Here is a 22,528-nt window from a genome sequence, read left to right on the forward strand (position 1 = left end):
ATATTCTGATTGATTAATGATTGAAAAAGTAAAACAATTGATTTTAAATTATCAAGTTATACTAAAAAATTTTAGTTATTTGACAGTTTTACAGCTTTTTAATATCATTCTTCCTTTGGTAACTTATCCATATTTGATAAAGGTATTAGGAGTTGAAAAATACGGGACTATTGTATTTATACAATCAATAATGATGTATTTTTCGATGCTAATCAATTTCGGCTTTAATATTTCGGCTACAAAAGAGATCGCAGAGCATAAAGGTAATAGTGAAAAAATAAACGAAATTGTTTCTGCTATATTTCTTATCAAATTATTTCTTTGGATAAGCTCTCTTTTATTAATGCTTAGCCTATTAATTTTTTCATCTTCATTTAGAAAAGAATATTTATTGTTTTTATTCTGTTTTGGAATAACTTTTAATGATTTTTTGTTTCCTCAATGGTTTTTCCAAGGAATCGAAAAGATGAAGTATATAACTTTTATCTCAATTTTATCTAAAGTTTTATTTACAATTTTAATATTTCTTTTTATACATAAAAGAAGTGATTATTTATATGTTTCTATTTTTCAAGGTTTTGGGGCTTTTTTTTCTGGCTTTATTGCAATCTACATTTTGAAGACAAGAGAAAAAGTTGTTTTTTCTCTTCAAAGTAAAAAGGTATTACGCTATTATTTTTTAGAAAGTTTGCCCTTATTTATTTCTACAGCCTCAATTCAAGTATATGTGAATGCAAATAGAATTTTAGTTGGAGCATTTTTAGGAATGACTGAAGTTGCTTTTTATGATTTAGGAGAAAAAATCTTACGACTAATTAAAATTCCGATAGGAATGTTTGGGCAAGCTACTTTTCCAATGTTAGTACGGGAAAAAAACATTTCAAAAATAAATAAGATGATGAAGTTTACTGTATTGTTTACGACACTTTTTGTCTTATCAATATTTGTTTCAGCGAGCTTTATTATAAAATTACTTGGCAGTAATGAGATGCAGGGAGCAATAGTAATTATAAAAATTTTATCTTTTTCTGCTGTAATGACAGCTTTTAGTCAATTTTTAGGAACTTCAAGATTAATTGTTTTTGGTTTTCAAAAAGATTTTACAAAAGTTATTCTGTCCTCAGGAATTATATTCTGTTTTGGAGCATTTATATTAATTATTACAAATAATGTTTTATTGACAACATTAGCATGGCTTGTTGTAATAGTTGAGTTTTGGGGTATGTTGTCTCTTTTTGTGATGAGTTATAAAAATAAAATTCTGTTTGACAAAGATTTTAAATAATACAGCGAACTCCTCATGTTTTCGCAAAAAATGACATTTAGTGTCAACTCTGATTCTGTATTGCGATTAATTATTTGATTTTTTAAAACTTTTAATATAAGTGAAATATATAAATAAAATAAGTTACATAATTCTACATTATCAAGTTCTTAATGACACCATAGAATGTGTAGATTCTATTCTTAAATTAGATAAAGGAGATATTGAACAAAAAATAATTATTGTAGATAATGCGTCACCAAACAATAGCGGTGAAGTAGTTAAACAAAAATATATAAGTTTACCAAATATAATAGTAATACTCGCATCGTGTAATCTTGGTTTTGCTAAAGGCAACAATCTCGGATGCAAATTTGCAATAGATAATTTTAAACCTGATTTTTTAGTTGTTTTAAATAATGATATTATTATTAGACAAAGAGACTTTCAGCATCATATTTTTGAACTTCATAATAAATTCCGTTTTCATGTTTTAGGTCCTGATATTATTTCTTTAGTAGACAATTTGCACCAAAGCCCTATAAATTTTGCAATTAATAGCAAAAAAGCCATTTTAAAAGAGTCTTTACTGCTGAGTTCTTTATTATTTCTAAGTTTTCTTAATCTGGACCAAAAATTTATACTTTATAGAAATAGAAAAAATATAAATTTTTCAAAAATAGAAAGGAATTTTGATTTTAAAGAAAATATTAAAATACATGGTGCTGCAATTATATTTTCAAAATCTTACTACGACATTTTTCCTGAAATTTTTTTTAATAAAACATTTATGTATATGGAAGAAGATATTCTATACCATAGAATTAAACAAAAATGCATGAAAGTAATTTACAGTCATGATATAGTAGTTTTTCATAAAGAAGATTCTGCTACAAATTTTGCTTTTAAAAAAGAAACAAGTAAAAGACGATTTATTTACAAGAATACCATAAAATCATTGTATGAATATTTTAAAGCATACAATGATTTGTAGCAATAATTAAACTTATGAAAGTTCTAATTTTTAATACTTTATATTATCCTAATAATATCGGAGGAGCTGAGAAATCGGTTCAATCTCTAGCAGAAAACTTATTAAATTCAGGGATTCAAGTTACAGTAGTTTCTTCGACTTCTAAGAAAGATTACATTAATTATGTTAATGGAGTAAAAGTATGTTACATCAACAATGAAAATATTTATTGGGGCTTTGATCAGAAAAATGAATCTGCTTTAAAGAAAGTGATTTGGCATACACTTGATATTTATAATTTTAGACTTGAAAAAAAAATTATTAAAATACTTGAAACTGAAAAGCCAGAAATAATCCACACAAATAATTTATCTAGCTTCTCAGTAATAGTATGGAGTATAGCCAAAAGAAGAGGGATTAGAACAATTCATACCCTTAGGGATTATTATTTAGCATGTCCAAGTGCGGTAATGTATAAGAATGGTAATAATTGTTTAAATCAATGTTTTAGTTGTAAGTTTTTTTCATTGGTTAAGAAGAAATTAAGTGTTTCAGTTAACAGTGTTGTGGGAATTAGCAACTATATACTTCAAAAACATCTTGAATTGGGATATTTTAAAAATGTAGATAATAAGGCCGTGATAGGTAACGATGTTAGTGTTCCTAGAGTAAATAAAAAGAAACTATTTTGTAAAACAAAGATTGTTTTTGGATTTATAGGTCAGTTAAATGAATCTAAAGGAATTATACAATTATTAAAAACTTTTAAAAACTTTGAAAGTTTTAATAATTGGAAATTGCTCATTGCTGGAAAAGGAAATGTGGATTTCACTAATTCAATAAAAGAAGAGTTTGGATCAGATAGAATAGATTTTGTTGGAGTTGTAGATTCTGAAATGTTCTACAATGAGATAGATGTTCTAATTGTGCCTTCATTATGGCAAGAACCTTTTGGAAGAGTTGTGATCGAGGGTATTCAAAATGCGAAATATGTATTAGCCAGTAAAAGAGGAGGGATTAGTGAATTACTCATTGAAGACGATTTGTACGAACCCAATTCAAATGAACTTTTTGAAAAAATAGAATCAATATTGAGAACGTCTATTATTCCAGAACAGCGTAATAAATTTAGAGGTGATACCATCTCAAAATATTTGAGTCTGTACCAAAAAATGTTAGCATTATAAAGAAATCTGTTTTTGCTTTATTGATCACAAGTGATTGAAAATTTTATGAAAAGAAATGCAAAGAAAACCCAATTTCTTAAAAAAAAGAGAGAGGCTTCTGTTGCATTTATTATATTCTGCTCTGTTTTAATATTTGAAGTTTTTTCGGGGGCTTTGAGATATTATTTTACACAATGGGGATTTTCTTCAATGATTTATATCCCGAAAGTAGCTTGTCTTCTTGCAGTTGTAATTAAAATTATGACAATGAAAATGAGAACTTTTCTGCCATTTATTTTTTTCTTGGTTTCTGTTTTGGTTTCTCTATTTAATTCCGCATCGCTTTTTAATATAGGCTTTGCTATTTTTGTTTACTGCCCTTTTCTATTTGGATTGCTGTATGGAGAGTATCTCGAAATAAAAAAAAAAGAATTGGGAATCATCTTATGGATATGTTTTTTATCATCAATTTTAGGTATATATTTAGATTGTATAATTGCACTTCCATGGAAAGGTTTCTCTTATAATATTGGAGGGATTGAAATTGAAGCAAATAGACAATGGTCAACACTTGGCGAAGACAGAGTAGCGGGATTTTCTCGTTTATCAGCTTCACTTGCTTTTATGATAGCGATTTTTTCGATTTATATCTATCAAACTTTAAAATCAACTTTTTTTAAGTTTTTACTATTCACAGTTACATTTTCCAGTATAGTATTAACTACTAATAAAACGGCGGTACTTTCTTATTTTGGAGCCATTATGTTTTATTTCTTTTATAAACAAAAAAATAGATCAAAGTTATTTTTGTTTACTATAACTGGTATTGGGTGCTTTTTACCAATAGTTAGCATTTTTTTAAATTATTCAGTTAGTACTTCAGAATTTGGCTTGCTTAGTCAAACATTGCTTTTTTCTCTTGATGACAGATTAACAAATACTTGGCCCTATTTTTATGAAGTTATTATTGTTAATAACGGATTAGTTTTTGGAACTGGAATAGGCACAATTGGATCTTCTTTTTCTGCATTTCCTATAAAAAGCATTTTAACTCTAAAAGGATTTGGTTTAGGTGTAGCCGATAACACATTTTTATATTTATGGGGAATGTTTGGATTAGTGGGATTATGGTTGTATACGCGCTTTTTCGCTTTAATGTACAGACTTTTAAATAGGGTAAATAGTTTTTCGATTTCAATGTGTGCTATTGTTGTTTGTATTTGCATTATATCATGGACCACTGATATTTTTGAAGCAGTTGTAAGTAGTTTGTTTCTGGGCGTTGCTGGATCTGTAGGGCTTAAAAAACAAATATTAAAATGATTATTGTTAATTCGAGATTTTTAACGCAACCAATAACTGGTGTACAGCGTTTTGCCATCGAAATATCTAGAGAACTCAAAAAAATGAATGTGAAAATTTTGTTTTTAACTCCAAAAAATATCGTTCATCATCAGTTAGCAACAGAATTAAATGCCCAAGTTTTAGGTCGGTTAACAGGGCATTTATGGGAACAGCTAGAGTTATATTCATACGTTTCTAGGAAAAATGCATTATTAATTTCACTTTGTAATACTGGACCATTATTTTTAAGAAATCAGATAGTGACTATTCATGATATTGCTTATAAGATTTGTCCCGAATGGTTTTCAAAGAGTTTTGTGTTTTTTTATAACTTTTTGATACCTCAATTATTGAAAGTTTCAAAAGCAGTTATTACAGTAAGCAGTTCATCAAAAAAGGAGCTTGTCGAAAAACTTAATGTTTCTGAAGAAAAAATTACGGTAGTATATAATGCGGTAGCACCTATATTTCAAGAAGAAAATGTTTCCAAAATGTCTTTGAGTAAAATTGGAGTAGAGGGTAATTATATCTTAACGGTATCATCTCATCATCCTAGAAAAAATTTTGAGAGACTTGTGCAGGCTTTTAGGAAAATGGAAAACAAAAATCTGAAGTTATGCATTATAGGAAATATTAATAAAGACTTTAATTCGGATACCAAAGTTTTAGATGATAATATTTTTTACTTAAATGATGTCTCTGATAAAGAATTAGTGGCCTACTACAAATTTGCAAAATTGTTTGTGTTTCCCAGCTTGTATGAAGGATTTGGGATACCAATTATTGAAGCAATGAGTCAGAATACTAAAGTTTGTGTTTCTGATATCCCAGTTTTTCGAGAAATCTGCGGAGAAGATGCAATTTATTTCGATCCTTATGATATCGATGATATTGCTAATAAAATAATTATATCCTTAAGTGAATCTCACTTTAAATCATCTTACAAAGAATTATCAAAATTCAGTTGGGAAGAAAGTGCAGTAAAAATTCTAAGCATAATAAAACAAGTCCAAATTGAAATTAATTAAAGATATAAAAGCGGATTTATATGCGTTAAGTAATAAGTTTTCGTTATCAAAAGTTGCTATAATACTATCAAACAGAGGCTTTCATGCATTACTCATTTATAGAATTAGTCATTTTTTGTACAAATATAAAATCCCACTATTCCCTTTGATTTTGACTAGACTTATTCAGATTCTATATGGAATTGACATTGATTTTAAATGTAAAATTTATGGTGGTGTAATTATTATTCATGGAATAGGTTTGGTAGTAGGACAAGGTGCCGTCATTAACGAGGGAGTAGTTATTTATCACTCTGTTACTTTAGGTCGAAAATATCAAATCTCAGGAGATCATGTTTTTGATGGTTTTCCAACAATAGGTAGAAATTGTGTGTTAGGTGCTGGAGCCAAAATTTTGGGTAACATAGAAATTGGAGAGTTTTCAATAATTGGTCCTAATACTGTCTTGACAAAAAGTGTCGAAGCAAATTCTATTGTAAAAGTAAAGCAACCAACCGTTCTTAAAATAATTTAGAAATATACTCTTAAGATTTACTTATGGTAGACGACTGTAGATTTTTAGAATAATAATGTCTTTTAAAAAAATATAATAATGAAAATTGCACTTGTTCAGGATTGGTTAACAGAATTAGGTGGTGCAGAGAAAGTCTTTCAAGCGATTTACCAACTCTATCCTAACGCAGATATTTATACTCTTGTTTACAATAGAAAAGTTCTAGAGAAAATGAATATAGCTGAAGAAAAAGTAACTTCATCATTTATTCAGCAACTTCCTTTTGGAAAAACAAAATATCGAAATTATTTGCCTTTTTTTTCAAAAGCTATTGAAAGCTTTGATTTAAGTATATATGATCTAATAATCTCTTCATCATATTCTGTTGCAAAAGGAATTCGTACAAATAGTAATCAGATTCATATATGTTACTGCCATTCTCCTGTGAGATATGCTTGGGACTTGTATGATCAATATCTTAAAGAGTCTAATCTAAAAGGAGGATTAAAGTCACTTATCGTAAAACATTATCTGCATAAATTACGAACATGGGATATTATAAGCACTAATCGGGTCGATTATTTTATTTGTAACTCTAATTATATAAAGAAAAGAATTGCTAAGGTTTATAGACGAGATGCAAAGGTAATTTACCCTCCAGTATCTGTTAATGATTTTCCCTTCAATAAGAGCAAAGAAAAGTATTTTATAACCTGTTCCAGATTAGTTTCTTACAAACGTATAGATCTTATTGTGCAAACTTTTTCTCTTTTTCCAAATTTAAAATTAAAGGTCTTTGGGGATGGGCCAGAAATGAAACGAATAAAAGCTCTAGCTAATTCAAATATAGAAATCTTAGGTTATCAGTCAGATGAAATCTTAAGAGACGAATTGTCTAAAGCAAGAGCATTTGTGTTTGCCGCTGAGGAGGATTTTGGAATACTTCCAATCGAAGCTCAGGCATGTGGCACACCAGTTATTGCATTTAAGAAAGGAGGAGCTTTGGAGACAGTAATTGAAAATGAAACTGGTATTTTCTTTAATGAGCAAACTATATCTTCTTTGTCTGAAGGGATAGAAAAGTTCTTGTTAGTAGAAAATGACTTTATTCATGAAAAAATTAGAGAAAACTCATTAAGGTTTATTGATACTAAATTCAACGAAGCTTTTGTGAAATTTGTAAATAATCATGCCAGTAAATTTGTTTAGAAAACAAAAAATGAAGATCGAACTTTATTTTTATAAGTTTTTAAGAGCTAAAAAACAGATTTTAGAATAAAATCTTTTAATTATATATTTAAATGAAAATATTTGAAAAATTAGCCCAATATCGCGTCTCAAGATATTTCAAACTAATTTTTATTATTTCAGATTTAGCAATTTTCAATTTATGTATTGTATTATCTATTATCGCAAGATATGGTGATGTGGGAAGACTGCATTTAAAAGAAGTACAGACCATATCATTACTTGGTAATTTGGTATGGATTTCTTTATTGCTCTTTAATGATTCGTATAGAATAATTCGCATTGAACCTATAGAGTCGATGCTAACAAGAACAATTAAAAAGATTATAATTCATGCATCAATAATTGTAGCCTTTGTTTTCTTTTTAAATTATTCTGACATATCAAGATATAGATTAGCTTATTTCTATTTATTCTTCTTTATACTCCTGATGTTTTCCCGATATACATCGATGAAATTGTTAAAATATATTAGAGCTAAAGGCTATAATTTTAGAAATTTTGTCATTGTTGGAGCAAATGTAGCGGGAAAACAGATTAGAAAAACTCTAGCTAAGGATTTAACAAATGGATATCGGTTTTTAGGTTTTTTTGATGACAGTCCAATAACACTTGAAAAAGAGGAGACTTACATTGGAGGTTTTGATGAAATTGAAGAATTCATTAAAAGCGAAAAAGTCGATGAAATGTACATTGCACTTCACATTAACCAAATTTCTGTAATAAATAAATTGACACAAATTTGCGATCAGAATATGGTTCGAATCAAATTTGTTCCCGATTTTCAGCAGTACACAAAATCTAATAGAGTTCAAGTTTCATATTATCAAAATACTCCGATTTTAATTTTTCACCCTGAACCTTTAGAATACGCAGTCAATCGATTTATAAAAAAAGTATTCGATCTATGTTTCTCTGCACTTGTAATCCTGTTAATATTTCCTTGGCTGTTTCCCGTTGTAATGTTTATTATAAAAATAGAATCTCATGGGCCAGTATTTTTTAAGCAAGAACGTTCTGGAAGAGATAATCAATCTTTTAAATGTTTAAAGTTTAGAAGTATGAAAATAAATAATGCGTCAGACACTAAGCAGGCTCACAAAGGGGATTGCAGAGTTACAAAGTTTGGTGCCTTTATGCGTAAGACTAGTATAGATGAACTTCCTCAGTTTTTTAATGTCTTAATTGGAGATATGTCAGTTGTCGGGCCTAGACCACACATGGTAAATCATACTAATCAATATCGGGAGCTAATCAATAATTATTTGGTTCGTCATTATGCAAAACCGGGTATTACTGGGTGGGCTCAGGTAAATGGCTATAGAGGTGAAACCAAGGAGCTTGTAGATATGAAAAACAGAGTTGATTATGATATTTGGTATATCGAAAACTGGAGTTTACTGCTAGATTTTAGAATCATTATTAAAACAGTTCTAAATATTTTCCAAGGAGAGAAAAATGCGTATTGAGTGCAGTACAGCTTCTTATAAATACTTTCAAAAAATAATTGCAATGCGATTATTAAAATTTTTAATAAAATGAAATCTAAAATGTTTTGGATAAAAAGCGTTGTTTTTTTATCACTATTATTCTTGTTCTCCTGTGCTTCACGGAAAAATATTGTTTACTATCAGGATATTGATAAAATTACCGATAAGGGAGGAGAATCCTATGAAGTTAAAATACAGCCTGATGACTTATTAATGATTATAGTTTCTGCAGATGACGCGGAAGCAGCTTTACCATTTAATTTAAAAACTTACAGTACTTCTGGAAATAGATTAGACATAACACGTGGACAGGAAACTGTACAGCAATACCTAGTTGATTTTGAAGGGAATATTGAGTTTCCAGTTTTAGGAAAAATTAAAGTAGGAGGATTGTCTCGTACTGAAGTACTTCATTTACTGCAAAATAAAATTAGTGGCTACATCAAAAATCCAATTATCAATCTTCGTATTACCAACTTTAAAATTTCTTTACAAGGTGAGGTCAATATGCCTGGAACCTATTCTGTAGCTTCTGAAAGAATTACTTTAATAGAGGCCTTGAGTATGGGGAAAGATTTAACTATTTACGGGAAAAGAAACAACATCTTAATTATAAGAGAAATTAACGGCAAGAAATCTTATAATAGGGTAGATATTACAAAGTCTGATTTTATTAATTCTCCATTTTATTATTTGGCTCAAAATGATGTAGTCTATGTTGAGCCAAATAAAACAAGAGTGAATTCGTCTGCAGTAGGACCAAATACTTCGGTGATAATTTCTGCTGTTTCCATTTTAGTTTCACTTTCAGTTCTAATATTTAAATAAAGTAAACATGCAAAATCAAGATTTTTATGATGATTTTACAAACGAAGATAATGATGGCTTGAATCTCCGTGAGCAGTTTGAAAAATATATTATTTATTGGAAATGGTTTTTATTGAGTGTATTTATAGGACTTATTTGTTCTTTTATGTATTTGCAATATGCAACATATAGGTATGAAGCGAGTACAACCGTATTGGTAAAAGACGAGAAAAAAGGTGGCATGCTTTCTCAACTATCTGTGTTTTCAGATTTAGGTTTGGGTTCAAATATGAAAAGTAATGTAGACAACGAAATTGAAATTTTAAAATCTAGAACATTAGTTGAAAAGACAATTCAAAAATTAAATCTTAATATATCATTGTGTCATAAAGGAACTTTAAAGGACTATAATGTTTATGGAGAAGCTCCCATAAAAGTTCTTTTTGTAGATAAGTCAAATCTTTTTGATGAATCTGAGATGAGCTTAAAGTTGAAGTTTTTAAACCAAAATACATTTGCACTGGAAGATATAGCGGATAAAAACGAAAGTATTCTTGTTTCTAACAAGAAAGAATATAGATATGGGGAAAAAATAGTTATGTCAATTGGAACATTCATTGTCGAAAAAACTGCTTTTTTTGAAAAAAAATATTCAGATCAGTTTGAGTCCGTTTACATTGATGTCAAACCATTGGATAATATTGCAGAGAGATTTCAAAACTCACTTAAAGTTGAGCTTGTAAGCAAGACCAGCAGTGTAGTTACTATCTCTGTTTCTGACCCAGTTTCTCAAAAAGCAAAAGATTTCTTGAATACAATGGTTCAAATTTATAATAAAGATGCCGCAGAGGATAGAAATTTAGTTTCTGAAAAGACGTCTGATTTTATTACAAATCGTTTAATCTTTATTTCTGAGGAATTAAGCGGGGTTGAACAGAATGTTGAAAGATTTAAAAAAACAAATCAATTGACGGATATAGAATCTCAAGCCAAAATATTTATTGACGGTTCTAATGAATATAGCAAAAAAGGAGTAGAAAGTGAAATTCAACTAAATGTGGTTTCTTCTCTTTTAGATTTTCTAAAAAAAAGCACTAATTCAGATTTATTGCCAACAAATTTAATTTCGGATCAAGGAGAATCAAGTTCTCTGATGAATTCGTATAATCAGCTTGTTCTTGACCGAAATAGGATTTTAAAATCTGCTACCGCTGAAAACCCTGCTGTTTTAAAACTTAACGAGCAAATTTCATCTTTAAAGGCAAATATTTCTCAAAGTCTGAAACAAACACAATCTAATCTTCAGATTAAAATTCGCGATTTAAAAGGACAAGAAGGTATTTTAAAAAATAAAATCGAAAAAATTCCGTTGCAGGAACGCCAGTTTAGAGTAATAGAAAGACAGCAGAAAGTAAAAGAAGAACTTTATATCTATTTACTTCAAAAAAGAGAGGAAACAACAATTTCTCTAGCAGCAACAGAACCCAACGCGCGTGTAATAGATGCTGCAAAAGAAGAAAAGAATCCTATAAGTCCTAAGAAAAAAATAGTTTATCTGGCAGGAATCTTATTGGGACTTATAATTCCATACGGAATAATTTATACTAGAGATCTGTTAGATACTAAAATTAAAAGTAAATTAGATTTAGATGGCAATACACAAATTCCATTTATAGGAGATATACCTACTTTTGATAATGCAAAAGAAATCATTAAATCTGAAAGTAGAAGCAGTTCTTCAGAAGCGATGAGGATTGTTCGAACTAATTTGGATTTTATGCTAAATAACGTTCCTCCAAATGTTGCCAAAACCATTTTTGTTACCTCTACTTTTGCTGGAGAAGGAAAAACACTATTATCTGTAAATTTAGCAGCTACTTTTGCTTTAACTGGAAAACGAGTTTTGTTAATAGGGATGGATATCAGAAGTCCAAAAATTGATGAATTGATGACTCTTCCAAACATCGGATTAACAAATTATTTGTCTTCAAATGAACAAAATATGCAAGATTTTATAATCAAACATAAGGATTACAAAGATCTGTATATTTTGCCAGCAGGGATAATTCCGCCAAATCCTGCAGAATTGTTAATGAGCAGTAAAATTGATGAGCTTTTTATTCAATTGAAAAACGAATATGATTACATTATTGTAGACACGGCTCCTGTTGCTTTAGTGGCAGATACATTGCTTATTGCAAAAAATGCAGATGCATTTGCCTATGTTATACGAGCAAATAAGCTGGATAAACGAATGCTTTCGTTTGCTAATTCCCTTTATAAAGAAAAGAAACTTCCTAATATGTGTATTGTATTAAATTACACGGTTTCCTCAAAAGGTTACGGATATGGATATGGTTACAATGAAGTAAAAAAGAAAAAGAAATGGTTTTAAAAATATAACTAAAAATTAAAAAGTTATTAAAGCGGTCTATTGCTATAGGTCGCTTTTTTTGTTTTGATCGAATTCTTTTTGCGAAAAACCTTAATTAAAAGTTTAAGAAAATTGTTCTAAAGATAAGATTAAAGTGTGATTAAAATCTTATTTTCGTCGCCAGTACAAAAACAATCAATTTCCAGAAGAAGAAAGTAATGAGATTTTTACAAAAATTGTCAGATTATCGATTTTCGCGTTACTCCAAAGTCCTCTTTGTTTGTTGGGATTTGATTATACTGAATATTGCAATTTATCTCTCATTTATAGTTCGATTTGGAACTATAGATAATCTCTTGACAAAAGACGAAAGAACAATTTCATTGTTTACAAATTTAATTTGGATAGGACTTTTACTGCACAAAGATTCTCATAGGATTATCAGGATCGAATATATCGAAACAATACTTCAAAGAACAATAAAGAAAATTTTTATACATATAGCATTCGTAGTTTTTTTTGTTGTTATTTTAAAATACTATGATATATCGAGGCTGAGATTATTATGCTTCTATCTTTTTTTCTTTATTTTTTTGGTGATCTCCCGATATGTATTAATGAAGGTTTTAAAATATATGCGTGCAAAAGGGTATAATTTTAAAAAAATTATCATTTTTGGAGCAAATAATACAGGAGAAAAAATACATAAAATATTAGCTAAAGATTTAACGTACGGCTATAAATTTTTGGGCTTTTTTGATGAAAATCAAACAGAAAATCTCAATCCATTGACCATTCGAGGAGGTTTTGATGAAGTTCAAGAATTTATTATTACAGAAAAAGTAGATGAGGTTTATGTGGCTTTGCATATAGATAAGGTAGATATTATAACTAAGCTTATAAAAATATGTGAGCAAAATATGGTGCGTATTAAAATTATTCCAGATTTTCAGTTGTATACAAAATCGAGTAAGGTCGAAATCGCTTTTTACGAAAACACGCCAGTTTTAATGCTTCGTTCTGAACCTCTTGAATTAGCGGTGAATAGAATTATAAAAAAAGTTTTTGATGTCTGTTTTTCAATATTAGTTATACTGCTTATTTTTCCATGGCTTTTTCCCATTGTAATGCTAATTATTAAATTAGAATCTAAGGGGCCGATATTTTTTAAGCAAGCTCGTTCGGGTCGTGACAATAAATCGTTTGTTTGTTTTAAGTTTAGAAGCATGTATCTCAATGATAAAGCTCATGATCAGCAGGCTAGAAAGGGTGATAGCAGGGTTACTAAATTTGGTTCTTTTATGAGAAAGACCAGTATCGACGAGCTGCCGCAGTTTTTTAATGTTCTTTGGGGCAGTATGTCTGTTGTTGGACCAAGACCACATATGATTAATCTAGCCAAGGAATATGGCGAATTGATTGATAATTATTCTGTAAGGCATTTTGCAAAGCCAGGAATAACTGGTTGGGCGCAGGTTAATGGCTACAGAGGAGAAACGAAGAAATTAAAAGATATGGAAAATAGGGTAGAGTGTGATATCTGGTATATCGAAAATTGGAGCTTGCTCTTAGATATAAAAATTATCGTTCGTACTCTTATTAATGTACTAAAAGGTGATGATAACGCTTACTAAGATCATAATTCTTAAAACTTAAAAAACGTATTATTCTTAATAACTTCTCTTAAAGCGGTTTCATTTTTGATTTTAATTTTTTGATCGAAAGCAGCAATATGATTTTTATGGTGCACATCAGAACCTGCAAAATTATATAATCCCCTTTTTAGAAGTTCGTCTGCAACTTTTGTGATTTTTTCTCCATAATAACCAACTGCTGCTAATAAATTTAGCTGAAACAAACAGCCTGCATTTTTTAACTTTTCGTATTCAGCGAAGTTTTTATGATAAAATAAATATCTTTCAGGATGAGCAAGGACTGGAATATAACCCGCGACTTGCAATTCGAATAAAACCTTATAAAGTTGAATAGGCGCATTGATGTAAGACATTTCGACCAAGACATAATTGTCTTTTAAAGTCAGCAGTTTTTGCTCTCTCAAAAGATTTTCGAACCAATTATCAATAAAGTATTCTGCCGCCGCCCGAATCGGGATTTCAATTTTATTTTCTTCTAATGCTTTTCGAGTTTCCTCAAGTTTTAATTGGATCGCTTCTGGAGAATTATTCCAGATATGGTAATTGATATGGGGAGTGGTAACAAGTTGTGAAACACCAAGATCTTGCAAAGATTTAGCAAGAGTAATTGATTTTGCAATGTCATTTGCACCATCATCAATTCCAGGCAAAACATGCGAATGAATATCTACAAAACTACCGTCTAGAAGTTCTTTTAAAACAGGTTTTGATTTGAAAAATGATAACATGAGACAAATGAGTATTAATCAATTTTATAGAGAGCAAAATTAATCTAGAATTTGTAATAAGACATTTTAGAAATATGTTATATTTGATTTTTAGTAAAAAAGTAAAAAATTATGAAAATAAAAGAGAATCTGTTTAATCAGCGTATTATTTCTATTGATGCTTTGCGTGGAATTACCATTTTTGTAATGATTTTTGTAAATGAACTGGCAAGTGTCAAAAACGTACCGCAATGGATGAAACACATGCCGTCTGATGCAGATGCCATGACTTTTGTTGATTTAGTTTTTCCTGCTTTTTTATTTATTGTCGGAATGTCTATTCCGTTTGCTTTTAATGCCAGATTGATAAAAGGAGACAGTCCGAAAACAATCTGGACACATACTTTAAAAAGAGCAATTGCGCTTATCGTAATTGGTGTTTTTATGGTCAATGCCGAATATGGTTACGATGCTTCAAAAATGATAATTGAACCCGCGTTTTGGGGACTTTTGGCTTACTTGATTCCAATTCCGATTTGGAATAAATACCCGAAAAATTTTCCGCTTTGGTTAAAAAATGTACTTCAATATGGCGGGATACTCGTTCTAATAGCTTTATACTTTTTATATGTTCAAGAAGAAACTGGAGAAATTGGAATTACGCCAAAATGGTGGGGAATTCTCGGTTTGATCGGATGGGCATATCTTTTTACCGTAATTTATTATTGGCTTGTAAATGGAAATCTTTGGGCAATGATCGGATTTTTGATTTTTTCTGTTGCAATGAATTCTTTAAACTTAACCGAAAACTCTTTTGTCCAAAATACTTCTTGGATAAGTTTTATTGCTGGGCATCTTACACATGCATCGCTTGCAACTTCTGGAGTTATAATTTCGTTGTTGTTTTTTGATCGAAAGATAAGTTCCAAAATCAATTGGCCTGTAATTGGTTTTATTTTTTTATTCACTTTGACAGCCATTTTACTTCGTCCGTATTTCGGAATTTCCAAAATAAAAGGAACACCTTCTTGGACAATGTTCTCGGCAGCAATTTGCACCGTTTTATTTTACTTTTTGTATTGGCTGATGGAAGTTAAAAAACAAACCAAATGGAGCGAATTTTTTATGCCTGCCGCCGCAAATCCGTTACTGATTTATATTTTGCCAGGTGTTATTTATTATTTCAATAAAGCACTTAATATTCATATTCTTCCCGAATATTTTACAGAAGGAGTTCCAGGAATTATCTGGTCTTTGGTATTTTCTACGATTATGCTTTTTGTAATGAAAATTTTGAACAGATATAAAATTCAGATGCAACTTTAATTTAGTGGTCAGTGTTCCGTTTTTTAGTAATCAGTTTTGTTGATTCTGAATACTAAAAAACAACCTTCTTTATCTTCAATACAGAGCCTGAAACGGGATTATAATTCACAAAATTAAGCTTACAAATATTGTTGATGTTTAATGTTTTTCCGTCTGGAAGTTCATCATGTTTAAAATCGGTCCAAGGAATTTTTATCGTAGAAAAATGTTTTGGAGATGCAGGAAGACTTACTCTCGGGTGCGAACCTCCGTGTACACAGCCTGTTCCTTCAGCATTTCCTTCTCTCGCCTGCAGTTTTATAATTTGTGTCGACTGATAGGTAATCTCTACATATTTAGATTCTTCTGAAATATTGGTAGGAGCACCGTCGTTGGTTTCAGAATTTGTAATCATTACGTTTAGCTCTATTTCTCGTTTTGGATTTTCTTTTGCTGTCACCAAAACAATTCCTTTTTTCAAACGTAAAGCATTTATTGCTTCTTCATTTTCAACTGACGGTCCGGCAATAAACCATTTGTTCGATTTAATAAGGTCGGTTCTGTTTTGTCCTTCAATTTTAAACACAGAAACAAATACTAGAACCATTACAATTGAAAAATTCTTCATGAATTGAGTTTTTACCATATAATCAAATATAGTTTTTAAGAAATTAAAAATGCTGCTTAATTCATTTAAAAATATTTAAATTTGTAAGAGAAGGTTTTTAAGATATTGTGAGTGAATAGTTTAAAAATTAAATACATCTTCGTTTTACTTTTAATAGGATCGTTTTGCCAAGCTCAAAATGATAGTACAGCCGTGGGTACACGAGATATTTTGGATGTAATTCATAAAATTTTTGACAAGCAAGATACTATTCGTCCTGAAAGAAAGAGAAAACTAACTTTTTCTTTATTGCCAGTTCCTGTCGGCGTTAATTCAAGCACAGGTTTGGTTGTTTCTTTTCTGACTACATTTTATTTGGGCGATCCAGAAACCACCAAAATGTCTCAGGTCACTTTTTCACCTTATTTTAGTTTTAGCAAGCAATTTGTATTTCCAATCCAATCTTATATTTATTCGAAGGACAATAAATGGAATCTAATTGGAGATTATCGTTATATGATTTATCCTCAAGATACTTATGGATTGGGTATAGATAACTCCGAAAAAGAAATGTCGACGCTCGATTACCAGCAGTGGCGTTTTTATCAGTTTATTACGAGGCAGATTGTTGGAAATTATCGTTTGGGAGTTGGTTTTCTTTTAGATAATTATCAAAATATTTCTGAAGAATCTTATATAGACGGAGAAACCGATTATTATAAATATATGAATGGCGATTTTTCAAACGAAACTTCGTTTGGATTTGCTATTCAAGGATTGTACGATTCTAGAAAAAATATAATAAACCCAAAAGAAGGCTTGTATGTTGAAGCCGATTTACGAATAAATACCAGCGGAGTAGAAGGAGATAAATGGCAGTCTTTGTATTTTGATGCCCGAAAATACCATTCTTTTAGTAAAACTAAGCATCGCGTTTGGGCTTCTAGAGCTTTTTACTGGTCAACATTTGGCGGAAAACCGCATTATTTAGATTTGCCAAGTATTGGTTGGGATCGTGAAGGGAAAACAGGACGCGGATTTACAAAAAACAGATATCGAAGCAATGCTTTAATTTATTTTGAAACCGAATACAGAACCGATATCAGCCGTAACGGATTCTTCGGCGCCGTATTTTTTACTAATATTTCCTCGGTTTCTAAGTTAGATACTTATCAATTTAAAAAATGGAATCCCGCAGTTGGAACCGGAATCCGTGTAAAATGGAATAAAAGAAACGGCAGTAATCTGGCGCTAGATTACGGAATTAGTAAAAACGATTGGTCGCTACGTTTGGGGTTATCAGAAAATTTCTAACTTCGGCCAAAATCTACAGATTCATTTTTCATGCAGTTATCGGTTGTTATTCTTAATTACAATGTGCGTTACTTTCTCGAACAATGCCTTTTAAGCGTTCAGGAAGCGATTGCGGCAATCGATGCAGAAATTATTGTAATCGATAATAATTCATCAGACGGAAGTGTTTTGATGCTGAAAGAAAAATTTCCTGACGTTAAACTAATTGAAAATAAAGAAAATTTTGGTTTTCCAAAAGGCAATAATATTGGTGTTCGTCAAGCGAAAGGGAAGTACGTCTGTATTTTGAATCCTGATACCGTTGTTGCAGAAGATACTTTTACAAAGATTCTGGCTTTCGCCGAAAGGCAGAACAATCTCGGAATTATCGGCTGCAAACTAATTGACGGAACCGGAGAATTTCTCCCAGAAAGCAAACGCGGAATTCCAACACCTTGGGTTGCGTTCACAAAAATTTTCGGATTGTATAAAATCTTTTCCAAAACAAAACTTTTTAATCAGTATTACGCACAGCATTTAAAAGAAAATAAAACAGGAAAAGTTGATATTCTCGTTGGCGCTTTTATGTTTTTAGAAAGAAGTCTGTATGAAGATTTAAATGGTTTTGATGAAAACTGTTTTATGTATGCAGATGATATCGATTTGTCTTACCGCGCCTTGCAAAAGAAAAAGACAAATTATTACTTTTCTGAAACTACTGTTTTGCACTATAAAGGAGAAAGTACGGTGAAAGATGAAAAATATATGATGAGGTTTCAGGAAGCGATGAATTTCTTTTATCAGAAACATTTTAAGAAGTCGCTGTTTTTTAGCTTTTTCATCCAAATCGGAACTTGGTTTTTTTCTTTTGTAAAAATGTTTCAGGGTAAAGCCAGAATAAAACCCAATCCAGAATCGTATGTTTTTTATTCTTTAAATGAAGATTTGTCTCAAAAATTAGCCTTAACTTTAAAAAATAAAGTCCGGTTTTTAAAAATCCCGAAAGAAAAAATGGTAAATTCGTGCCTGATTTTTAAGGGAAAAAAGGTCGAAATTATTTTAGATAATCAATACATTTCATTCAAAAAATGTATCGAAATCATAGAAACTCTTAAAGATAAGAGGATTACTTTTAAAATTTTACCCAAAAAGACCCATTTTATTATTGGAAGCAATTCCAGAAATGACAGAGGGCAAATTGTAAAAATTGAGTAAAAAATTATATTAAGTGTAATTTATGTTTAAAATATTCATTAATTTCGCAATCTGAAAATCAAAAACATCTTTTAGATTAACAATATGGCAAGATTTGAATTAAAGCTTCCGAAAATGGGAGAAAGTGTCGCTGAAGCAACTATTACCAATTGGTTGAAAGAAGTAGGAGACAAAATTGAGGCTGATGAAGCCGTACTCGAAATTGCAACCGATAAAGTTGACAGTGAAGTGCCTAGCGAAGTATCAGGGATTTTAGTTGAGCAATTGTTTGGTAAAGATGATTTAGTGCAAGTAGGGCAGACCATTGCGATTATTGAAACTGAAGGAGGCGACGCGCCAACTGCAGCAATAAATAACACTGAAGAAACTGCCGCTCCTGTCGAAGTTGCTGAAATTGAAAAAACGATTGAAGCAGTTAAAGAAACGGTAACGACTTCTCAAGACTTCTCAAGTTCAGATAAATTCTTTTCTCCATTAGTAAAAAATATTGCAAAAGAAGAAGGGATTTCTTTAAGCGAACTTGAAAATATTGCTGGTTCTGGCAAAGACGGACGAGTAACAAAAGAGGATATTCTAAAATATGTAGAAGATCGTAAATCGGGTTCTGTTCAAGCGCCTAAGGCAGTAGAAGCAGCTCCGAAAGTAGTTGAAACTCCAAAAGCAGAAGCTCCGAAAGCAGTTGAGCCAGTTGTTCAAAAAAGCCAGCAGGCAGTTCCGGTTTCTGTAAATGGCGGTGACGAGATTGTTGAAATGGACAGAATGCGCAAACTGATTTCAGGTTATATGGTGGCTTCGGTTCAAACTTCGGCTCACGTTCAGTCTTTTATTGAGGTTGATGTAACGAATATTGTAAAATGGAGAGATAAAGTAAAAGCGGCTTTCGAAAAAAGAGAAGGCGAGAAATTGACTTTTACTCCAATTATGATGGAAGCTGTTGCAAAAGCTCTAAAAGATTTTCCAGGAATGAACATTTCTGTAGATGGAGATTATATCATTAAAAAGAAAAATATCAATTTAGGAATGGCAGCGGCTCTTCCGAACGGAAATTTAATTGTGCCTGTGATTAAAAATGCGGATCAGTTGAATTTAGTTGGAATGGCAAAAGCGGTTAACGATTTAGGAAACCGTGCAAAAGCTGGAAAACTAAAGCCAGACGATACACAAGGCGGAACTTATACAGTTACAAACGTTGGTACTTTTGGAAGCGTTTTCGGAACTCCAATTATCAATCAGCCACAAGTTGGAATTTTAGCTCTTGGAGCAATTCGTAAAGTGCCTGCGGTTATCGAAACTCCAGAAGGAGACTTTATCGGAATCCGCCAGAAAATGTTCTTGTCGCACTCTTACGATCATAGAGTTGTGGATGGAGCGCTTGGAGGAAGTTTCGTAAAAAGAGTTGCAGAATATTTAGAAGCTTTTGATGTAGATAGAGATTTCTAAAATCAATTATAGAATAAATTCAAATCCGATAGGTTTAAAACTTATCGGATTTTCTTTTGTAAGAAAAGAATTAAGTGGAAATGCGTGATCTTATTGAAGACTTATTTTAGAAAAGTTAAAATCGCGATTTGAAAGCTTTTTTAGACAAAAAAAATCAGAATAAAGGAAGATATTCCGCTTTAAAAATTACATTTGTAAACTTATAAAAATTAGAAATGGAATTAAAACTTAACAAACCAATTTGCTTTTTTGATCTCGAAACAACGGGAATTGATATCGGTAAAGATAGAATCGTAGAAATTTCAATATTCAAAGTTTTTCCTAACGGAAACAAAGAAAGTAAAACCTGGCTGGTTAATCCAACAATTCCAATTCCTCCACAAACAACTGCAGTTCATGGCATCACAGACGAAAAAGTGGCCAACGAACCTACTTTTGCAGAACTTGCTCCTCATATTCATAATATGATTAAAGACAGTGATCTTGGCGGATTCAATTCTGATCGTTTTGATATTCCGCTTCTGGCTGAAGAATTGCTTCGCGCTGGAGTAGATTTTGATATGAAAAACAAAGTTTCTGTAGATGTGCAGACTATTTTCCATAAAATGGAAGAGCGTACTTTGAGTGCGGCTTTAAAATTTTATTGCGGAAAAACGTTGGACAATGCGCACTCGGCAGAAGCAGATACAATGGCAACTTATGAAATTCTAAAAGCGCAGTTAGATCGTTATCCAGAACTGGAAAATGATATGAAATCGTTATCTGAATTTACAACTCGTAAAAAAATCGCCGACTTTGCCGGAATGATCGCTTTTGATAAAGATGATGAAGAAATTTTTACTTTTGGAAAACATAAAGGAGCTAAAGTGGAGAAAGTTTTGGAAACAGAACCAGGATATTTCAGCTGGATTCAAAATGCTGATTTTCCTTTGTATACCAAAAAAGTTTTGACAGCAATTAAATTAAGAAAATTAAATACGAAGTAAAGGTGCTGAGCTGCTAAGGTTCTAAGAAGCTAAGTTTTGCTTTCTTAGAACCTTAGCGCCTTAGAATCTTAGAACCTATAAAAAAAAATGAAAATTATTTGTGTCGGCAGGAATTATGCCAATCATATAGAAGAGTTAAAAAACGAACGCCCTTCGGAGCCGGTTGTTTTTATGAAGCCAGATTCGGCAGTTTTGCTGAAACAGCATCCATTTGTTATTCCAGAATTTTCTGAAGATGTTCATCACGAAGTTGAGATAATCGTAAAGATTAATAAAGTCGGAAAATATATTGAGCCAAAATTTGCTCATAAATATTATGATGAAATAAGTGTTGGAATTGATTTTACAGCTCGAGATCTGCAAAGTAAACTGAAAGAAAAAGGACTTCCGTGGGAAAAAGCCAAAGCATTTGACGGTTCGGCAGTTATTGGTGATTTTTTGCCAAAAACTGATTTTGTTTCTATGGAAAATCTTAATTTTGAATTAAAAAGTAACGGAGAGACAGTTCAAAAAGGAAATTCAGAAATGATGCTTTGGAAAATTGATGAACTGATTGCTCACGTATCTCAATTTTTTACATTAAAAATTGGGGATATTATTTTTACAGGAACGCCAGCAGGTGTGGCGGCTGTAAAACCAAATGATGTTTTAGAAGGCTTTTTAGAAGATAAAAAATTATTCAGAATACAAGTAAAATAATGGCTTTAAAATACAACCTTTCGAAAGTATATGCGCTTTCAGATAATGATCCTGAATTTGTAAATCAGATTTTAACCTTGTTTGTAACAGAAGTACCAGAAGATTTAAAGCAAATCAAGGAAGGAATTAAAAAGAAGGATCATAAATATGCCTATTCTTATGCACACAAAATAAAGCCGACTTTAGATTTAATGGGGCTTAATGTTGCTTTTGAAGAAATCTTGCAGGTAGAAGCTTGGACAAAAGCTGAAGGCAAGAAAAAAGATATTATCGAGACTTTTAAAAGTATTAAAGTACAAGTAAAAGAAGCGATTAAAGAAATTAAAAAAGACTTTGATCTTTAATATAAATTTTGACTTATTTTCTGTTGTTTGAATAGGAATAAGTCAAAATCATTTTTAAATTTTGCTAACGGCTTATAGTTTGTAAAAGCC

20 protein-coding genes are annotated in these 22,528 nt (G+C 30.9%); 18 read left to right on the forward strand and 2 right to left on the reverse strand.

Going from position 1 to position 22,528, the window contains the following annotated elements; all coding sequences use genetic code 11:
- The first annotated feature begins 16 nt into the window (after positions 1-16).
- The 11 genes from ACWA1F_RS22100 (at position 17) to ACWA1F_RS22150 (ending at position 13,821) form a co-directional block, all read left to right on the forward strand.
- Positions 17-1,285, forward strand: coding sequence for an oligosaccharide flippase family protein (locus ACWA1F_RS22100; protein ID WP_456896985.1), 1,269 nt, complete (start codon positions 17-19; stop codon positions 1,283-1,285).
- Between the two features lie 100 nt (positions 1,286-1,385).
- The gene (locus tag ACWA1F_RS22105) at positions 1,386-2,258 is read left to right on the forward strand and encodes a glycosyltransferase family 2 protein (protein ID WP_456896987.1); all 873 of its coding nucleotides are present in this window, start codon (positions 1,386-1,388) and stop codon (positions 2,256-2,258) included.
- A 14-nt stretch (positions 2,259-2,272) separates the two neighbouring features.
- On the forward strand, positions 2,273-3,424 hold the full coding sequence (locus tag ACWA1F_RS22110) for a glycosyltransferase family 4 protein (protein WP_456896989.1): 1,152 nt from the start codon (positions 2,273-2,275) through the stop codon (positions 3,422-3,424).
- 45 nt (positions 3,425-3,469) lie between these two features.
- A complete protein-coding gene (locus tag ACWA1F_RS22115) occupies positions 3,470-4,726 on the forward strand; it encodes a hypothetical protein (RefSeq protein WP_456896991.1) in 1,257 nt (418 codons plus the stop codon).
- Positions 4,723-5,775 (forward strand): glycosyltransferase family 4 protein, encoded by a 1,053-nt coding sequence (locus ACWA1F_RS22120; RefSeq protein ID WP_456896993.1) that lies wholly within the window; start codon positions 4,723-4,725, stop codon positions 5,773-5,775. The genes ACWA1F_RS22115 and ACWA1F_RS22120 overlap by 4 nt, the downstream gene beginning before the upstream one ends.
- Positions 5,762-6,289 carry a serine O-acetyltransferase gene (locus ACWA1F_RS22125; protein ID WP_456896995.1) on the forward strand — a complete coding sequence of 176 codons (528 nt, stop codon included), beginning with the start codon at positions 5,762-5,764 and terminating at the stop codon, positions 6,287-6,289. Before ACWA1F_RS22120 ends, ACWA1F_RS22125 begins: the two co-directional genes overlap by 14 nt.
- A 78-nt stretch (positions 6,290-6,367) precedes the next feature.
- Positions 6,368-7,477: a glycosyltransferase gene (locus tag ACWA1F_RS22130; RefSeq protein WP_456896997.1), complete on the forward strand. Its 1,110-nt coding sequence runs from the start codon at positions 6,368-6,370 to the stop codon at positions 7,475-7,477.
- Positions 7,478-7,569: 92 nt separating this feature from the next.
- Positions 7,570-8,985 carry an undecaprenyl-phosphate glucose phosphotransferase gene (locus tag ACWA1F_RS22135; RefSeq protein ID WP_456896999.1) on the forward strand — a complete coding sequence of 472 codons (1,416 nt, stop codon included), beginning with the start codon at positions 7,570-7,572 and terminating at the stop codon, positions 8,983-8,985.
- A gap of 69 nt (positions 8,986-9,054) precedes the next feature.
- Entirely contained in the window at positions 9,055-9,834 is a 780-nt protein-coding gene (locus ACWA1F_RS22140; protein ID WP_456897001.1) for a polysaccharide biosynthesis/export family protein, read from the forward strand.
- Positions 9,835-9,841: 7 nt separating this feature from the next.
- Complete coding sequence (locus ACWA1F_RS22145; RefSeq protein WP_456897003.1) at positions 9,842-12,208, forward strand: GumC family protein; 2,367 nt, start codon at positions 9,842-9,844, stop codon at positions 12,206-12,208.
- Between the two features lie 197 nt (positions 12,209-12,405).
- Positions 12,406-13,821, forward strand: a complete 1,416-nt coding sequence (locus tag ACWA1F_RS22150; protein WP_456897005.1) for an undecaprenyl-phosphate glucose phosphotransferase — start codon at positions 12,406-12,408, stop codon at positions 13,819-13,821.
- An 11-nt stretch (positions 13,822-13,832) separates the two neighbouring features.
- On the opposite strand, the gene ACWA1F_RS22155 is transcribed toward ACWA1F_RS22150, so the two are convergent.
- Complete coding sequence (locus ACWA1F_RS22155; RefSeq protein ID WP_456897007.1) at positions 13,833-14,570, reverse strand: tyrosine-protein phosphatase; 738 nt, start codon at positions 14,568-14,570, stop codon at positions 13,833-13,835.
- 111 nt (positions 14,571-14,681) lie between these two features.
- Between ACWA1F_RS22155 and ACWA1F_RS22160 the strand changes: the two genes are divergently transcribed.
- Entirely contained in the window at positions 14,682-15,875 is a 1,194-nt protein-coding gene (locus ACWA1F_RS22160; RefSeq protein ID WP_456897009.1) for a DUF5009 domain-containing protein, read from the forward strand.
- Positions 15,876-15,927: 52 nt separating this feature from the next.
- Here the strand turns inward: ACWA1F_RS22160 and ACWA1F_RS22165 are convergent, their stop codons facing one another.
- Positions 15,928-16,482, reverse strand: a complete 555-nt coding sequence (locus ACWA1F_RS22165) for a hypothetical protein (protein ID WP_456897011.1) — start codon at positions 16,480-16,482, stop codon at positions 15,928-15,930.
- Between the two features lie 111 nt (positions 16,483-16,593).
- Here ACWA1F_RS22165 and ACWA1F_RS22170 point away from each other — a divergent pair, with 111 nt between their 5' ends.
- From ACWA1F_RS22170 to ACWA1F_RS22195, 6 genes are all read left to right on the forward strand, one after another.
- Positions 16,594-17,775 carry a BamA/TamA family outer membrane protein gene (locus tag ACWA1F_RS22170; protein ID WP_456897013.1) on the forward strand — a complete coding sequence of 394 codons (1,182 nt, stop codon included), beginning with the start codon at positions 16,594-16,596 and terminating at the stop codon, positions 17,773-17,775.
- Between the two features lie 30 nt (positions 17,776-17,805).
- Entirely contained in the window at positions 17,806-18,969 is a 1,164-nt protein-coding gene (locus ACWA1F_RS22175) for a glycosyltransferase family 2 protein (protein WP_456897015.1), read from the forward strand.
- Between the two features lie 84 nt (positions 18,970-19,053).
- A complete protein-coding gene (locus tag ACWA1F_RS22180; protein WP_456897017.1) occupies positions 19,054-20,409 on the forward strand; it encodes a dihydrolipoamide acetyltransferase family protein in 1,356 nt (451 codons plus the stop codon).
- Between the two features lie 215 nt (positions 20,410-20,624).
- Positions 20,625-21,395, forward strand: coding sequence for a 3'-5' exonuclease (locus ACWA1F_RS22185; RefSeq protein ID WP_306156146.1), 771 nt, complete (start codon positions 20,625-20,627; stop codon positions 21,393-21,395).
- An 87-nt stretch (positions 21,396-21,482) separates the two neighbouring features.
- Positions 21,483-22,094, forward strand: coding sequence for a fumarylacetoacetate hydrolase family protein (locus ACWA1F_RS22190; protein WP_306156145.1), 612 nt, complete (start codon positions 21,483-21,485; stop codon positions 22,092-22,094).
- Positions 22,094-22,438, forward strand: a complete 345-nt coding sequence (locus ACWA1F_RS22195) for an Hpt domain-containing protein (RefSeq protein ID WP_008468078.1) — start codon at positions 22,094-22,096, stop codon at positions 22,436-22,438. The genes ACWA1F_RS22190 and ACWA1F_RS22195 overlap by 1 nt, the downstream gene beginning before the upstream one ends.
- The last annotated feature ends 90 nt before the right edge of the window (positions 22,439-22,528 follow it).

Source organism: Flavobacterium erigeronis, assembly GCF_054075165.1.

Bases quoted from the DNA above. Each gene is read 5' to 3' on its own strand.
- ACWA1F_RS22100 (WP_456896985.1), top strand. From the start codon at position 17: ATGATTGAAAAAGTAAAACAATTGATTTTAAATTATCAAGTTATACTA.
- ACWA1F_RS22110 (WP_456896989.1), top strand. From the start codon at position 2,273: ATGAAAGTTCTAATTTTTAATACTTTATATTATCCTAATAATATCGGA.
- ACWA1F_RS22115 (WP_456896991.1), top strand. From the start codon at position 3,470: ATGAAAAGAAATGCAAAGAAAACCCAATTTCTTAAAAAAAAGAGAGAG.
- ACWA1F_RS22120 (WP_456896993.1), top strand. From the start codon at position 4,723: ATGATTATTGTTAATTCGAGATTTTTAACGCAACCAATAACTGGTGTA.
- ACWA1F_RS22130 (WP_456896997.1), top strand. From the start codon at position 6,368: ATGAAAATTGCACTTGTTCAGGATTGGTTAACAGAATTAGGTGGTGCA.
- ACWA1F_RS22135 (WP_456896999.1), top strand. From the start codon at position 7,570: ATGAAAATATTTGAAAAATTAGCCCAATATCGCGTCTCAAGATATTTC.
- ACWA1F_RS22140 (WP_456897001.1), top strand. From the start codon at position 9,055: ATGAAATCTAAAATGTTTTGGATAAAAAGCGTTGTTTTTTTATCACTA.
- ACWA1F_RS22145 (WP_456897003.1), top strand. From the start codon at position 9,842: ATGCAAAATCAAGATTTTTATGATGATTTTACAAACGAAGATAATGAT.
- ACWA1F_RS22150 (WP_456897005.1), top strand. From the start codon at position 12,406: ATGAGATTTTTACAAAAATTGTCAGATTATCGATTTTCGCGTTACTCC.
- ACWA1F_RS22155 (WP_456897007.1), bottom strand. From the start codon at position 14,570: ATGTTATCATTTTTCAAATCAAAACCTGTTTTAAAAGAACTTCTAGAC.
- ACWA1F_RS22160 (WP_456897009.1), top strand. From the start codon at position 14,682: ATGAAAATAAAAGAGAATCTGTTTAATCAGCGTATTATTTCTATTGAT.
- ACWA1F_RS22165 (WP_456897011.1), bottom strand. From the start codon at position 16,482: ATGAAGAATTTTTCAATTGTAATGGTTCTAGTATTTGTTTCTGTGTTT.
- ACWA1F_RS22175 (WP_456897015.1), top strand. From the start codon at position 17,806: ATGCAGTTATCGGTTGTTATTCTTAATTACAATGTGCGTTACTTTCTC.
- ACWA1F_RS22180 (WP_456897017.1), top strand. From the start codon at position 19,054: ATGGCAAGATTTGAATTAAAGCTTCCGAAAATGGGAGAAAGTGTCGCT.
- ACWA1F_RS22185 (WP_306156146.1), top strand. From the start codon at position 20,625: ATGGAATTAAAACTTAACAAACCAATTTGCTTTTTTGATCTCGAAACA.
- ACWA1F_RS22190 (WP_306156145.1), top strand. From the start codon at position 21,483: ATGAAAATTATTTGTGTCGGCAGGAATTATGCCAATCATATAGAAGAG.
- ACWA1F_RS22195 (WP_008468078.1), top strand. From the start codon at position 22,094: ATGGCTTTAAAATACAACCTTTCGAAAGTATATGCGCTTTCAGATAAT.